This window comes from Amycolatopsis sp. NPDC006125, from assembly GCF_040614195.1.
In the GTDB taxonomy this organism is placed as follows: Bacteria; Actinomycetota; Actinomycetes; order Mycobacteriales; family Pseudonocardiaceae; genus Amycolatopsis_E; species Amycolatopsis_E tucumanensis.
In genome coordinates this window covers 38,098-52,149 of the sequence record NZ_JBEXTZ010000060.1, presented here as the reverse complement: position 1 = coordinate 52,149, position 14,052 = coordinate 38,098, and the positions used below count along the sequence as shown (strand labels likewise).

At 72.5% G+C, this 14,052-nt stretch carries 13 protein-coding genes; 6 read left to right on the top strand and 7 right to left on the bottom strand.

Going from position 1 to position 14,052, the window contains the following annotated elements; genetic code table 11:
- Positions 1-233 precede the first annotated feature (233 nt).
- The 3 genes from groL to ABZ193_RS27295 form a co-directional block, all read right to left on the bottom strand.
- Positions 234-1,850 carry a chaperonin GroEL gene (groL, locus tag ABZ193_RS27305; protein WP_017986679.1) on the bottom strand — a complete coding sequence of 539 codons (1,617 nt, stop codon included), beginning with the start codon at positions 1,848-1,850 and terminating at the stop codon, positions 234-236.
- A 77-nt stretch (positions 1,851-1,927) separates the two neighbouring features.
- The gene (gene groES, locus ABZ193_RS27300; RefSeq protein ID WP_026153773.1) at positions 1,928-2,221 is read right to left on the bottom strand and encodes a co-chaperone GroES; all 294 of its coding nucleotides are present in this window, start codon (positions 2,219-2,221) and stop codon (positions 1,928-1,930) included.
- 468 nt (positions 2,222-2,689) lie between these two features.
- Positions 2,690-3,541 (bottom strand): NADP-dependent oxidoreductase, encoded by an 852-nt coding sequence (locus tag ABZ193_RS27295; protein WP_027936167.1) that lies wholly within the window; start codon positions 3,539-3,541, stop codon positions 2,690-2,692.
- A gap of 67 nt (positions 3,542-3,608) precedes the next feature.
- Here ABZ193_RS27295 and ABZ193_RS27290 point away from each other — a divergent pair, with 67 nt between their 5' ends.
- The 3 genes from ABZ193_RS27290 (at position 3,609) to ABZ193_RS27280 (ending at position 6,553) form a co-directional block, all read left to right on the top strand.
- The gene (locus tag ABZ193_RS27290) at positions 3,609-3,992 is read left to right on the top strand and encodes a helix-turn-helix domain-containing protein (RefSeq protein ID WP_020420029.1); all 384 of its coding nucleotides are present in this window, start codon (positions 3,609-3,611) and stop codon (positions 3,990-3,992) included.
- A 352-nt stretch (positions 3,993-4,344) separates the two neighbouring features.
- On the top strand, positions 4,345-6,240 hold the full coding sequence (locus tag ABZ193_RS27285) for an N-acetylmuramoyl-L-alanine amidase (protein WP_354711975.1): 1,896 nt from the start codon (positions 4,345-4,347) through the stop codon (positions 6,238-6,240).
- 25 nt (positions 6,241-6,265) lie between these two features.
- The gene (locus ABZ193_RS27280; RefSeq protein WP_354711974.1) at positions 6,266-6,553 is read left to right on the top strand and encodes a hypothetical protein; all 288 of its coding nucleotides are present in this window, start codon (positions 6,266-6,268) and stop codon (positions 6,551-6,553) included.
- A 147-nt stretch (positions 6,554-6,700) separates the two neighbouring features.
- Here the strand turns inward: ABZ193_RS27280 and tsaD are convergent, their stop codons facing one another.
- The 4 genes from tsaD to ABZ193_RS27260 form a co-directional block, all read right to left on the bottom strand.
- Complete coding sequence (gene tsaD / locus ABZ193_RS27275; RefSeq protein ID WP_237339608.1) at positions 6,701-7,747, bottom strand: tRNA (adenosine(37)-N6)-threonylcarbamoyltransferase complex transferase subunit TsaD; 1,047 nt, start codon at positions 7,745-7,747, stop codon at positions 6,701-6,703.
- Entirely contained in the window at positions 7,747-8,217 is a 471-nt protein-coding gene (gene rimI / locus ABZ193_RS27270; RefSeq protein ID WP_020420025.1) for a ribosomal protein S18-alanine N-acetyltransferase, read from the bottom strand. The genes tsaD and rimI overlap by 1 nt, the downstream gene beginning before the upstream one ends.
- Positions 8,214-8,867 (bottom strand): tRNA (adenosine(37)-N6)-threonylcarbamoyltransferase complex dimerization subunit type 1 TsaB, encoded by a 654-nt coding sequence (gene tsaB / locus ABZ193_RS27265; protein WP_237339607.1) that lies wholly within the window; start codon positions 8,865-8,867, stop codon positions 8,214-8,216. Before tsaB ends, rimI begins: the two co-directional genes overlap by 4 nt.
- Before the next feature lie 269 nt (positions 8,868-9,136).
- On the bottom strand, positions 9,137-9,838 hold the full coding sequence (locus ABZ193_RS27260) for a FadR/GntR family transcriptional regulator (RefSeq protein WP_237339606.1): 702 nt from the start codon (positions 9,836-9,838) through the stop codon (positions 9,137-9,139).
- Positions 9,839-9,932: 94 nt separating this feature from the next.
- Here ABZ193_RS27260 and ABZ193_RS27255 point away from each other — a divergent pair, with 94 nt between their 5' ends.
- From ABZ193_RS27255 to ABZ193_RS27245, 3 genes are read left to right on the top strand one after another with little or no spacing between them, the layout of a single operon-like run.
- Positions 9,933-11,231 (top strand): SLC13 family permease, encoded by a 1,299-nt coding sequence (locus ABZ193_RS27255; protein ID WP_020420022.1) that lies wholly within the window; start codon positions 9,933-9,935, stop codon positions 11,229-11,231.
- Positions 11,232-11,247: 16 nt separating this feature from the next.
- Positions 11,248-12,687, top strand: a complete 1,440-nt coding sequence (locus ABZ193_RS27250) for an acyl-CoA synthetase (RefSeq protein ID WP_020420021.1) — start codon at positions 11,248-11,250, stop codon at positions 12,685-12,687.
- On the top strand, positions 12,680-14,002 hold the full coding sequence (locus ABZ193_RS27245; RefSeq protein ID WP_354711973.1) for a carboxyl transferase domain-containing protein: 1,323 nt from the start codon (positions 12,680-12,682) through the stop codon (positions 14,000-14,002). The genes ABZ193_RS27250 and ABZ193_RS27245 overlap by 8 nt, the downstream gene beginning before the upstream one ends.
- Positions 14,003-14,052: the final 50 nt, after the last annotated feature.

The window sequence follows — 14,052 nt, the reverse complement described above, 5'->3', positions numbered from 1 at the left end:
TCCCGAACCCGATCTTTCAGTGTTCGGTTGCCGAGACACCGCGTCAAGGCGGGAAAGCGTGCCTTGACCCGGTGGCTCGGCAACCGATTTGGCTGGGGATCGGGTTGCGGGAGAGGGGTGGCTCGGAGGGGTCGGTGCGTGGCGTTGCCGGGTGGCGGGTTGTGGTTGTGGAGCTGGAAAAGAAAAGAAGGGCCCCCGCTTTTGGCGGGGGCCCTCTTGGTGCTTGTCGTTGGCTAGTGCGCGTGGCCGTGGCCGTGGCCGGTGTTCTCGGGCTCCTCGACCGGCTTGTCCACCACGGTGCTCTCCGTGGTCAGGACGAGACGGGCGATGGAGGCCGCGTTCGCGACCGCGGAGCGGGTCACCTTCACCGGGTCGACGATGCCGGCCTGCAGCAGGTCGGTGATCTCGCCGGTGGCGGCGTTGAAGCCGTAGCCCCAGCCCTGCTCCTGCACCTTGGACACGATGACCGGGCCCTCGTAGCCAGCGTTCGCGGCGATCCAGTTCAGCGGCGCGGTCAGGGCGTCCCGCACGATGCGGACACCCGTGGCCTCGTCGCCGGTCAGACCGAGGTCGCCCTCGAGCTCCTTGACCGCGTGCACGATCGCCGAACCACCGCCGGGCACGATGCCCTCCTCGACGGCCGCCTTGGTCGAAGCCACGGCGTCCTCGATGCGGTGCTTGCGCTCGTTCAGCTCGGTCTCGGTGGCCGCGCCGACCTTGATCACCGCGACACCACCGCCGAGCTTCGCCAGCCGCTCCTGCAGCTTCTCGCGGTCCCAGTCGGAGTCGGTGGTCTCGATCTCCTTGCGGATCTGCGCGATGCGGGCCTCGATGTCGGCCTTGGTGCCGGCACCGTCGACGATCGTCGTGTTGTCCTTGGTGATCTCGATGCGCCGGGCGGTGCCCAGCGAGTCGAGGCCGATCTCGGACAGCTTCAGGCCGACCTCCGAGGAGATGACCTGCGCGCCGGTGACGACGGCCAGGTCGTCCAGGAACGCCTTGCGGCGGTCACCGAAGAACGGGGCCTTCACCGCGACCGCGACGAGGGTCTTGCGCAGGGCGTTGACCACCAGGGTGGACAGCGCCTCGCCCTCGACGTCCTCGGCGATGATCAGCAGCGGCTTCTTCGACTCGGCGACCTTCTCCAGGATCGGCAGCAGGTCGGCGAGCGCCGAAATCTTCTCGCGGTGCAGCAGCACGTAGGCGTTCTCGAGGATCGCCCGCTGCTCCTCCGGGTCGGTCGCGAAGTGCGCCGACAGGTAGCCCTTGTCGAACTGCACACCCTCGGTGATCTCGAGTTCGGTGGCCAGCGTGGAGGACTCCTCCACGGTGATCACACCGTCCTCGCCGACCCGCTCCACGGCCTCGCCGAGCAGGGCGCCGATGGTGGCGTCACGCGAGGTGACCGTGCCGACCTGGGCGATGTTGTCGCGGCCCTTGACCGGGGTGGCCTTGGACTTGAGCACCTCGATGACCTTCTCCGCGGCCGCCTCGATGCCCTTGCCGAGGCCGGCCGGGTTGGCGCCGGCGGCCACGTTGCGGAGGCCGACCTTCACCAGAGACTGCGCCAGCACGGTGGCCGTGGTGGTGCCGTCGCCGGCGACGTCGTTGGTCTTGGTGGCCACGTTCTTGGCCAGCTGGGCACCCAGGTTCTCGAACGGGTCCTCCAGCTCGATCTCCCGCGCGACGGTGACGCCGTCGAGGGTGATCGTGGGGCCGCCGAACTTCTTGTCCAGCACGACGTGGCGACCGCGCGGGCCGAGGGTGACCTTGACCGCGTCGGCGAGCTTGTTGACGCCGCGCTCGAGGGCTCGACGAGCGTCCTCGTCGAAGTTGATCTGCTTGGGCATGGAAGTCCTCTCAGACAGCAGAACGCCCCGTCCCCGGCTTTCCAGCGGGGCCCGGGGCGTTCACCGCAGCGCCTGTGTCAGTTGACGACAGCCAGCACGTCGCGAGCGGACAGGATCAGGTAGTCCTCACCGTTGTACTTGACCTCGGTGCCGCCGTACTTGGAGTAGATGACGACGTCGCCGACGTTGACGTCGACGGGGATGCGGTTCCCCTTGTCGTCGACGCGGCCCGGGCCAACGGCCAGAACCTTGCCCTCCTGGGGCTTCTCCTTGGCGGTGTCGGGGATGACGAGGCCGGACGCGGTCGTCTCCTCGGCCTCGCTCGTCTGGACAACGATCTTGTCCTCGAGCGGTTTGATGTTCACGCTCACCGGGTTGACCTCCACGGGTCGTCGAAAGCGTTGGCAGGTACTTACTTGGTTTCGGCGCCTACCACCCCCGCCGTCGCGGGTGCCGGGGCGTGTGCGGTGCCTTCGATTAGCACTCTAGCCACGGGAGTGCTAGCCGCGCAAGGAGGGTCCCCCGGTGTGGCTGCCACCCCTTGTCAAGGTGCTTGACCGGGCACTTTGCCGGCCCCGTCGCAGCGGCAGCCGTCGGGCGCGGCACACGTCGTCACGTAGCGATATCGCCATCTCACTCGTTGAGCGGTGTTGACTTCCGGCCCCGCTGCCTACCTTGGGAAACGGCCCGGACACGACTGGAAGGAATGGTGTTCCCATGGGTGGTTGCAGCTGTTGCAGCTCGTGCAGTGGCCCCGGATGCGGTTGCTGCGGAGGCTGCTAGCACCGGCCTTGACCTGAACGGCCCCGGGACCCCGATGGCGCGGTCCCGGGGCCGTTCTACGGAACCAGCACGATCTTCCCGCGCACCCGCCCGCTCTCGCTCAGCTCGTGCGCCTTCGCGGCGTCCGCCAGCGGCAGGACCTGCGAGACGTGGACCCGCACGTCCGCGGCCCGCGCCAGCTCCGCGGCCGACGGCTGCACGTGGAACCGCCGGTAGCGCGGGTCGTCCGCCCCGTCGTCGCCCTGGGCGTCGATCAGCACGCCGCCGGGGTTCAGCACCCGCAGCGAGCGCGAGCCGTACTCGCCGCCGACCAGGTCGAACACCACGTCCACATCGGACACGGCCGTGGTGAAGTCGACCGCGGTGTGGTCGATCAGCTCGTCCGCGCCGAGTGCCCGCAGGAACTCGTGGTTGACCGCCCGGGCGGTGCCGATCACGTGCGCGCCCCTGGCCTTCGCCACCTGCACCGCCACGTGCCCGACCCCGCCGGCCGCGGCGTGGATCAGGACGCGCTGACCAGCACGGACATCGGCGAGCGCCTGGGAGGCGGTCAGCACCGCGGTCGGCAGCGCGGCGGCGTCGACGTGGTCCAGGGCCGCCGGCTTCGGGGCCAGCGCGTCGCGGGGCACGGCCACGTACTCGGCGTAGGCGCCCCAGCGCGACATCACCAGCCCGAACACCTCCTCGCCGGTCTCCTCGACCACGCCCGAGAAGTCCAGGCCGAGCCGGAACGGCGGCACGATCCCGAACCCCTCCACCAGCCCCCGCCGCAGCTTCCAGTCGGCCGCGTTCACCCCCACCGCGTGCACCCGCACCAGCACCTCGCCCGGCCCGGGCACCGGCCGCGGCGCGTCGACGAATTCCAGGACCTCGGGGCCACCCAGGGCCCGCACATCAACAGCTTTCACACCGGAGATCGTCGTGCGCGGTGGTATCGGTTGTGAAGAAGGCACCTTCCTGATATCCAGGTACCTCGTGGATACCGTCCAGTCCTACCTCCGCGCCTGCCCCGCCCGCACGGTGCTCGACGCGCTGGCCAACAAGTGGACGCTGCTGGTGCTGAGCTTCCTGCGCCGCAGCGACGGCCCCGTGCGCTTCAACGAGTTGCGCCGCCGGCTGGAGGGCATCACCCAGAAGTCACTCACCCAGACGCTGCGCGCGCTCGAGCGCGACGGCCTGGTCGACCGGGCCGTCTACCCGACCGTGCCGCCGCGCGTCGAGTACTCGCTCACCGCCCTCGGCACCCAGGTCGGCGACATGTTCAACGTGCTGGGCGAGTGGGCAGAGGAGCACGTCGGCGAGATCCTCGCGGCGCGCGAGGCCTTCGACAACCGCCCCGCCCCGGAACCGGTGCGCTGACCGGAGCCGCTGTCACCCACAAGGCGTCGCACGCCCCGTGGCGCACCGAGGTGGTGCAGCGGGCCCAGGAGAGGCGTGCCGATGACGTACCCACCCCAGCCGGGCCAGCACTACGGGTCGCAGCCCGGCGCCCGGTGGTACCCGCAGCAGCAGGGCCCGTTCCCGCCCGGCGGCGGTCACCCCCAGCCCTTCCCGCCCGGCGGTGGATACCCGCCGCCATCGATCGCAACGGTTCGCGGCCGGGCTGTCGCCGGTGCCTGAAAGACCTGGCAGAGGCGCGCAAGTGATCGGGTAGTTCCCAACCCCCTTGCCACTGTGTAGTTTCCTGACTACACCAGCCTGGGAGGGCAGCATGCCGATCACCCGCCGCAACGCTTTGCGCGCGATCGCCGCCGGCACCGCCGGCGTGGCCGTGGTGGCCGCGCCCGGTGCTGCCGCCGCCACGACTTCCGCCCGTCAGCGGGCGTTCGCCGCCGCGGCGGCGGAGTTCGGGGTCCCGGAGCCCGTGCTGCTCGGCGTCTCGTACCTGAAGTCCCGGTGGGACTCGCACGGCGGCGCGCCGAGCACCGGCGCCGGTTTCGGCCCGATGCACCTGACCGACCTGCGCGCGATCGCCGCCGGGGGCAGCCACCACGACAAGGGCGAGGACCCGCGTGGCGACTCGGCGCGCGGCGAGCTGCGGCCGCACACGTCGGACGCGCTGCAGACCGTGGACCTCGCCGCCGGGCTCACCGGCGTGGACGCCGCGACGCTCCGGACGGACCCGGTGCAGAACATCCGCGGTGGCGCGGCGGTTCTGGCCCACTACCAACGGGAACTCGGCGCCCGCGCCGACGTGCCCGCCGACTGGTACGGCGCGGTCGCCCGCTACTCCGGCGCTTCGGACACCGGGACCGCGACGTTCTTCGCCGACGAGGTGTTCTCGACCATCACCGCAGGCGCGAGCCGGACCACCGACGACGGGCAGGCCGTCGCGCTGCCCGCGACGCCGGTTTCGCCGCGGCGCGAGCAGGTCCGCGCGCTCGGGCTGTCCACGGTCGCGGAGGGCGCGGCCGAAGCCCCGCCCGGGCTGCCCGTCGAGTGGATCCCGGCGCCCTACCAGGACCTCGGCGGCGGCAACTACGGCAACTACGACAAGGCCGAGCGGCCCAACTCCCAGCAGATCACGCACATCGTCATCCACGACACCGAGTGCACCTACGACGCGGCGATCGGGCTCGTGCAGGACCCGTCGTACCTGGCGTGGCACTACACGCTGCGCTCGACGGACGGGCACGTCGCGCAGCACGTGCTGACCAAGGACGTCGGCTGGCACGCGGGGAACTGGTACTTCAACGCGAAGTCGATCGGCGTCGAGCACGAGGGGTTCGCGGCGCAGGGCACCTGGTACACCGAGGCGATGTACCGGACCTCGGCGAAGCTGGTGAAGTACCTGGCCGGGAAGTACCGGATCCCGCTGGACCGCGAGCACATCATCGGTCACGACAACGTGCCCGGCACGACCGCGGACAAGGTCGCCGGCATGCACTGGGACCCGGCGCCGTACTGGGACTGGGCGCACTACTTCGACCTGCTCGGGGCGCCGCTGAACGCGCGGCCGGTGCGGCAGCCGACGGGCCTGGTGATGGTCAAACCGGACTTCGCCACGAACCCGACGGGCTACACGGGCTGCGACACGTCGGCCCCGGGCGCCGCGTGCCCGGCGCGTGGTTCGTCGGCGCTGTTCCTGCGCACCGAACCCCGCGACGACGCGCCGTTGCTGGCGGACGTGGGCCTGCACCCCGAGGGCGGGCCGTCCACGGTGGCGATCTCGGACGTGGGCAGCCGGGTCTCGACCGGGCAGCGGTACGCGGTGGCGGAGGTCCGCGGCGACTGGACGGCGGTGTGGTTCCTCGGGCAGAAGGGGTGGCTGCGGTCGTCCGGCGTGGTGCCGGTGCTGGGGCAGGTGGTGACGCCGCGGCCAGGGCTGTCGTCGGTGCCGGTGTACGGGCGGGCGTACCCGGAGGCGGAGGCGTACCCGGAGGGGCTCACGCCGCAGGAGGTCGTGCCGCTGCAGTACACGCTGCCCGCGGGCCAGAAGTACGCGGCAGGCCCGACGCTGACTGCGGAGTACTACTCGGCGACGACCTTCGACGCGGCGCAGCACGTGGTGGTGCGCGGGAAGACGAAGTACGTGCAGGTGCAGTTCGGGCACCGGGTGGGCTTCGTCAGGCTCGACGACGTGGTGGTTTCACGCACGCGCCCGTGACGTGCGGTGAGTCTGGGGAGGAACTGTGGGGATTCGCATGGCCGCGGGCGTCGCGGTGGTCGCGGCCGGGCTGCTGGCGACGGCGTCGCCCGCGTGGGCGGGCGAGGCGGGCGCGCTGGGCGCCTGCGCGGAGCTGACCGACAGCGGCCCCGGCTGGGCCGAGCTGCGCAACGACTGCGGGGTGGCGATCGAGGGCTCGATCGCCCTGAGCACCGGGGAGCGCCCCGCGTGCGTGCCGATCGCGCCGAGGGGGACCGGCACGGTCACCTGGGAGGGCGAAGGCGTGGCTGAGTACGCGGTCGACTGCATCTGACGGGGCCGCCCCGGCTGCCGGATCGGTGGCCGGGGCGGTCCCTCACGGCTTGCCGCAGCACACTGCCGGGCTCGCCGACGCACAGCACGGTCACGCTCGCCCCCTGACGGCGGGCGCGAGCTTCGCGCTCAAGCGCTCGGCAGTCGCTCAGAGCGAGACGATCTCCACCGGCAGCGCGGGGTTCGCGGAGAGGTCCAGCGCCGACGGCTTCTTCTCCGCCGCCACCACGTGCGCGCCCAGCGCGGCGATCATCGCGCCGTTGTCGGTGCACAGGCGCGGCCTCGGGACGCGCAGCTCGATCCCCGCGGCCTCGCACCGCTCGCGCGCCAGACTGGACAGCCGCGAGTTCGCCGCGACCCCGCCGGAGATCACCAGCGTGCCGATGCCCATCTCCGTCGCCGCGCGCACGGCCTTCGCGGTCAGCACGTCGGCCACCGCCTCCTGGAAGGACGCCGCCACGTCGTTCACCGGGATCTCCTCGCCGCGGCGCTCGGCGTTCTCCACCCACCGCGCCACCGCGGTCTTCAAGCCGGAGAACGAGAAGTCGAACTTCGCGTCCCGCGGGCCGGTCATTCCGCGCGGGAAGTCGATCGCCGTGGGGTCGCCCTCGCGCGCGGCCTTGTCGATCGGCGGGCCGCCCGGGTACGGCAGGCCGAGCACGCGGGCCACCTTGTCGTAGGCCTCACCGGCGGCGTCGTCCACAGTGGACCCGATCTCGGTGATCTCACCGGCGATGTCGTCCACCCGCAGCAGCTGCGTGTGACCGCCGGAAACCAGCATCGCCAGGCACGGCTTCGGCAACGGGCCGTGCTGCAGGGTGTCCACCGCGATGTGCCCGGCCAGGTGGTTGACGCCGTAGAGCGGGACGTCCAGCGCCGCCGCGTAGGCCTTCGCCGCCGAGACGCCCACCAGCAGCGCGCCCGCGAGCCCCGGGCCCGCGGTCACCGCGATGGCGTCCACATCGGACAGCCGGAGCCCGGCCGTGGCGAACGCGCGCTCGGCCGTCGGCCGCATGGCCTCCAGGTGAGCGCGGCTGGCGACCTCCGGCACCACTCCGCCGAACCGCGCGTGCTGCTCGACGCTCGACGCGACCTCGTCGGCGAGGAGCTCGACGGCGCCGCCGTCGTGCAGGCGCACGAGGCCGACGCCGGTCTCGTCGCAGGAGCTTTCGATGCCGAGGATGATGCGGGACATCAGCCCACCTCCTGCTTGCTCACGGCGGGGCGCATCATCGTGTACGCGTCGGCGCCGGACGGGTGGTAGTAACGCTTGCGCAGGCCGATCTGCTCGAAACCGTGCCGCCGGTACAGCTCCTGGGCGCGGTCGTTGTCGGTGCGGACCTCCAGGAACACCGGCGCGCGGACCTCGTCGGCGCGGGCGAGCAGTGCGCGCAGCAGCGCGGTGCCGATGCCCTTGCCCTGGTGAGCCGGGTCGACGCCGATGGTGTGGACGCTGGCCTCGTACTCGCCCCGGCCGCCGACGACCGCCAGGCCGGCGTAGCCGATCAGGACGTCCTCGGGGGTGTACGCGCCGAGGTAGTAGGCGCCGGAGTCCAGCTCGCTGAGGAACGCGCGGGCGCTCCACGGGTCGTCACCGGCGAAGAGGACCTTCTCGATCTCGGCGCACCGGTCCACGTCCTTGCGGCGCAGCTTGGCGAGCTTCACGCGGTGGTCACCCGCTTCCGCGCGGCGGGTTCGACGGCGTCCGGGCGGCGCAGGTAGAGCGGCGTGAGCGGGGCGGGCTCGGCTCCCGAGGTCAGCGCCTCGCGGGCCGCGGCCACCAGACCGGCGGTGCTCGGGTAGTACGGCTCGACGACCCGGGCGCCGAGCTGCTCGGCGTAAAGGCGGGCGCCGTCCCCGGCGGCGAGGCTGATCGACAGCTCGGCGGGCGCCTGGACGTGCGGGCCATCGGTGCGCAGGCCGTCCGCGTCGTAGGCCGCCCAGTACACCTCGCGGCGGCGGGCGTCGGTGACGACGTGGAACGGCTCGCCAAGGCCGGCCTGACGGGCGATCGCGTCGAGGCTGCAGACCGGGTGGACCGGGATGCCGAGCGCGTGGCCGAGCGCGGCGGCGGTGGCGAGACCGGCGCGCAGACCGGTGAACGGCCCCGGCCCGGCGCCGACGACGATCGCCGCCAGGTCCTTGAGCGCGACACCCGCTTCGCGCGCCGCGTCGAGGGCGTGCGGGGTGATGAGCTCACCGTGCGCACGCGCGTCGAGCGTCACCCGCTCGGCGAGCACGGTGGCGCTCGTGGTGAGCTCGGCGACCCCGGCGGTCACCGCGGGCGTCGACGTGTCCAGAGCCAGTACCAGCACAGCTCTCCAGGGTACGGCGTGCGCGCCGACCTGCGGTTACCGGGCCGCTTGGGTGCCGACCTCCCCCGCCCTCGATGCCTGATTGTGTTTCAGTCGCCGAGCAGGTCGACGACCAAAGATCGGCTGGGGATCGGGGGCGGAGGAGGTCTGGTCGGGGTAGTCGGTGTCGTTGCGTTGCCGGCTTGCGGTTCGTGGGGCGCGGGAAGAATGCGCAGCCGGAGGCTCGCCGTCACCGGGCGCAACCGGGCGGTGGCCGGGCGCCTTCCGGGTCAGTCCTCCGGGTCCCAGCTCAGCAGGCGCACCTCGGCGACCGTGCGGAGGTGGTCCCGCATCGCTTCGGCCGCGGTCTTCGGGTTGCGGTCGCGGATGGCGTTCGCGATGCGGATGTGCTGGTCCAGCGACCGCGGCGGGCGGCCCGGCTGGCGGAGCGACTCGTTGCGGCTTTCGGTGATCTGGTCGGCGATCGCGCCCATGAACTCGGCCAGCAGGGCGCTGTGCGCGGCCCCGGTGATCGCCGCGTGGAACCTGCGGTCACCCTCGACCCCGGCTCCCCCATCCCTGATCTCGGCCGCCATGAACTCCAGCGCCGACTCCAGCGCGGCCAGGTCCTCGTCGGTCCGGCGCACCGCCGCCAGCTCGGCCAGCTTCGTCTCCAGCGCCTCGCGTGCGTCGAGCACGTCCGGCAACCGCCGCCTGCGTTCCACCAGTCGCTCGACCGGCTCGGCGTCCAGCGCGTCCCGCACCAGGTACGTCCCGCCGCCGTGCCGGGTCTCGACCAGGCCCTGCACCTCCAGCACCACGATCGCCTGCTTCACCGACGCCCGGCTCACCCCGAGCCGCTGCGCCAGGTCCCGCTCCGCGGGCAACCGGTCGCCCGCACGCAGCCCGGCGTCGGCCGCGTAGGCCCGCAACCGCTCCAGGACCTGCTCGTACAGCCGCGGACGGACCATCGGGCTCAGCGCATCAGACACGTTCCGAAGCCTAGCCCTTGACAGGCTGAGTGGCTGAGCCGCAAAGTGGTTCAGCCACTCAGCCACTTGAATCCCAACGGCGGGAGTTCTACCGATGTCCGCTGAGCTGATCTCGATCCTCGTCCTCGCGGTCGTCTTCGTGATAGCGACGACTCGCTCGATCAACATGGGGGTGCTGTCCTTCGCGGCCGCGTTCGGCGTCGGCACGCTGGCCGCGAACATGGATGCCGACGAGATCTTCGCCGGCTTCCCCGGCGACCTGTTCGTCGTGCTCGTCGGCGTCACGTTCCTGTTCGCCATCGCCCGCGCCAACGGCACCACGGACTGGCTGGTCGACGCCGCCGTCCGGCTGGTCCGCGGCCGCGTCGCGCTGATCCCCTGGGTCACCTTCGCCATCACCGCGGTGCTCACCGCGATCGGCGCGGTCAGCCCGGCCGCGGTCGCCATCGTCGCGCCCGTCGCGCTCGGGTTCGCCGCCCAGTACGGCATCCACCCGCTGCTGATGGGCGCGATGGTCGTGCACGGCGCGCAGGCCGGCGGCTTCTCGCCCATCAGCGTCTACGGCACCATCGTCAACGGCATCGTCGAGCGCGAACGCCTCGGCGGCAGCGAGATCACGCTCTTCCTGGCCAGCTTCGTGGTCAACCTGGTGATCGCGGCCATCGTGTTCGTCCTCCTGCGCAAGCGGCAGACCATCCGCACCACCGACCGGGACCGCGAGCTCGTCGCCGCGGGCACCGGCGGCCCGCCCGCCGGCACCGGGTCGGCCGGCGTCGAAACCCGCGAGCGCATCCGCTTGAACGCACCCCGCATCGCCACGCTCGCGAGCCTGGCCGTGCTGGTCGTCGCCACGCTGGTGTTCGACCTCGACGTCGGCCTGACCGCGATGACGCTGGCCGTGGTGCTCAGCGTGATCTGGCCCGCGACCAGCAAGAAGGCCGTCGGCGAGGTCACCTGGCCCACCGTGCTGCTGATCTGCGGCGTGCTGACCTACGTCGGCGTCCTGCAGGAGATGGGCACGATCGAGTGGGCGGGCGAGGGCGTCGGCGGCATCGGCGCGCCGCTGCTCGCCGCGCTGCTGCTGTGCTACATCGGCGCGATCGTGTCGGCGTTCGCGTCGTCGGTCGGGATCATGGGCGCGCTCATCCCGCTCGCCGTGCCGTTCCTCGCGCTGGGCACGGTCGGCCCGGTCGGCATGATCTGCGCGCTCGCGGTGTCGGCCACGGTCGTCGACGTCAGCCCGTTCTCCACCAACGGCGCGCTGGTGCTGGCCAATGCCCGCGAGGTGGACCGGGACGCCTTCTTCCGGCAGTTGCTCGTCTACGGCGGCATCATGGTCGCCGTGGTACCCGCCGTCGTCTGGCTCGTGTTCATCGTGCCCGGACTCGGCTGATCTGTGAGGAGTTCACGTGCCCGAACGGTTGTTCCCGGCCCTGGCAGAGCCGCCCGAGAAGGAGGCCCTGCGCTTCGGCGAGGTCTCGCTCGACTACGCGGAACTGGCGGCGATCGCCGGTTCACTCGCGAGGGAGATCCGCGCCCAGTCACCCACGCGGGTGGCGGTGTGGGCGACGCCGACCATCCACACGAGCGTCGCCGTGGTCGCGGCGCTGCTCGCGGGTGTCCCGGCCGTCCCCGTCAACCCGAAGATCGGCGAGCGCGAACTCGACCACATCGTGAACGACAGCGCGCCGTCGCTCGTCCTCAGCGAGCCGGGCGCGAAGCTGCCGGAGCGGCTGGCGAACCTGCCGCGCCAGCAGGTCGCGCTGATCGGCAGCCCCGGTGACCTGCCCGAGGAGCCGGGCGACGAGGCGCCCGCGCTGATCGTCTACACCTCGGGCACGACCGGCCCGCCGAAGGGCGTCGTGCTGCCGCGGCGCGCCATCTCCAGCACGCTGGACGCGCTGGAGGACGCCTGGCAGTGGACCGCGGACGACGTGCTCGTGCACGCGCTGCCGCTGTTCCACGTGCACGGCCTGATCCTCGGGATCCTCGGCCCGCTGCGCCGCGGCGGCACCGTGCACCACGCGGGGAAGTTCGCCACCGACGTCATCGCCAGGGAACTGTCGACCGAGGCGACGATGATGTTCGGCGTGCCCACGATGTACCACCGCATCGCGGAGGAGGTGGGCGGCAACGCCGAGCTGGCCAAGGCGCTGAGCGGGGCGCGGCTGCTGGTGTCCGGGTCGGCCGCGCTGCCGGTGCACGACCACGAGCGCATCCGCGCGGCCACCGGGCAGCAGGTCGTGGAGCGCTACGGCATGAGCGAGACGCTGATGAACACCAGCGTCCGGGCCGACGGCGAACGCAAACCCGGCACGGTCGGGGTGCCGCTGCGCGGGGTCGAGGTGCGGCTGGTCGACGAGTCGGGCGCGGTCATCGAGACCAGTGACGGCGAAACGGTCGGCGAGATCCAGGTGCGCGGGCCGAACCTGTTCACCGAGTACCTCAACCGCCCGGACGCGACCGCGGAGGTCTTCGACGCCGGCTGGTTCCGCACCGGCGACATGGCGACCCGGGACGCCGACGGCTACTACCGGATCGTCGGGCGCAAGGCCACCGACCTGATCAAGAGCGGCGGCTACAAGATCGGCGCCGGCGAGATCGAGAACGCGCTGCTGGAGCACCCGGGCGTGGCCGAGGCCGCGGTGACCGGCGAGCCGGACCCGGACCTCGGCGAGCGGATCGTGGCGTGGATCGTGCCCGCCGGAGAGCCGCCCGCGGAGCAGGAGCTGGTCGACCACGTCGCCCGGTTGCTGTCGCCGCACAAGCGGCCGCGGGTGGTCCGGTTCCTGGATGCGTTGCCGCGCAACGACATGGGCAAGGTCATGAAGCGGGCGCTGGATGCGTGAGAGCGCCCGTGCGGTGATCGGCTCGGTGTGCTCCGGGTTCACCGAGCTGCCCGCGCCACCCAGCGCCGAGTCCGGTGTGGACGGTCCGATCGGCTGGCCCGGTTACGACTCCGCGCGTGACAGGGCCGCCGAGCGCACCGGCGAGCGGGAATCGGTGGTGTGCGGGGTCGGCAAGTTCGGCGACACCGAGGCGACCGTCATCGCGTGGGAGTTCGGGTTCCTCGGCGGCTCGCTCGGGCGGCGCACCGGCGACCGGATCGAGGCGGCGTTCGAGCGGGCGCGGGAGCTGCGGACGCCGGTCGTGTCGATGATCGCGACCGGCGGCAGCCGGATGCAGGAGGGCATGGCCGCGCTGACGCAGCTGCAGCGGATCGCCCGGCAGGCGGCGCTGACGCGGGCCGCCGGGTTGCCGCAGGTCGCGGTCGTGCGGGACCCGACGACCGGCGGCGGCTGGGCCACGCTCGGCGCCGGTTCGGACGTGGCGCTGGCCCTGCCCGGGGCGCAGGTCGGGTTCGCCGGGTCGCGGGTGCGGCCGTCCGGTGACGCGTCGGCGTACACCGCGGAGTCGCAGCTGGCGTCCGGGCACGTGGACCAGATCGTCCCGGCGGCGGAGCTGGGCGAGCGGCTGGGCCGGTGGTTGTCGTTGCTGACGGGCGCGGACGGGCGGCCGGCGCCGCCGCCATCGGCTTTGGGCGGCGATGAGCTCCCGGCGGACGGCTGGGCGGCAGTGCAGGCGGCGCGTGCTCCGTCACGGCCGCGAGCCGAGTCCTATTTGGACGCCTACTTCGAGTGGCGGGAGGACATCAGCGGCGACCGGTGCGGCGGCGTTGATCCCGGGGTGCGGTGCGGGTTCGGGATGCGCGGAGGCGTGACGGTCGCCTACGCCGCGCAGTGCGGGACCGCGACGCTGCCGTCGGGTTTCCGCACGGCGGCGCGGCTGATCCGGCTGGCCGACCGGCTGGGGATCCCGGTGCTCACCCTGGTGGACACCCCGGGCGCGGCCAACGACCCGGCGGCCGAACGGGCCGGCGCGGGCGCGGCGATCGCGGAGGTCTTCGCCGCGGTGGCCGGGGCGTCGGTGCCGGTGACGACGCTGGTGATCGGCGAGGGCGGCTCCGGGGGCGCGCTGGCGTTCGCCCACCCCGAGCGGACGTGGGTGACGCCGGACAGCTACTTCTCGGTGACGTCCCCGGAAGCGGCGGCGTCGATCCTGAAGCGCGCGCCCGAGGAGGTCCCGGCGACGGCGAACCAGCTGCGGTTGCGGCCGCAGGACCTGGTGGAGCTCGGTGTGGCCCGGGGGATCGTGGGGCGCTGAGGCCGGACTGGCTGCCGGGCTTGGCGGCAGGAGCGCGCCCGAACGCGGAA

What these genes read in the sequence shown, in the direction of transcription:
- ABZ193_RS27255 (WP_020420022.1), top strand. Translation starts at nt 9,933, where the DNA reads ATGTCCGCTGAGCTGATCTCGATCCTCGTCCTCGCGGTCGTCTTCGTG.
- tsaD (WP_237339608.1), bottom strand. Translation starts at nt 7,747, where the DNA reads ATGTCCCGCATCATCCTCGGCATCGAAAGCTCCTGCGACGAGACCGGC.
- ABZ193_RS27285 (WP_354711975.1), top strand. Translation starts at nt 4,345, where the DNA reads ATGCCGATCACCCGCCGCAACGCTTTGCGCGCGATCGCCGCCGGCACC.
- ABZ193_RS27245 (WP_354711973.1), top strand. Translation starts at nt 12,680, where the DNA reads ATGCGTGAGAGCGCCCGTGCGGTGATCGGCTCGGTGTGCTCCGGGTTC.
- groL (WP_017986679.1), bottom strand. Translation starts at nt 1,850, where the DNA reads ATGCCCAAGCAGATCAACTTCGACGAGGACGCTCGTCGAGCCCTCGAG.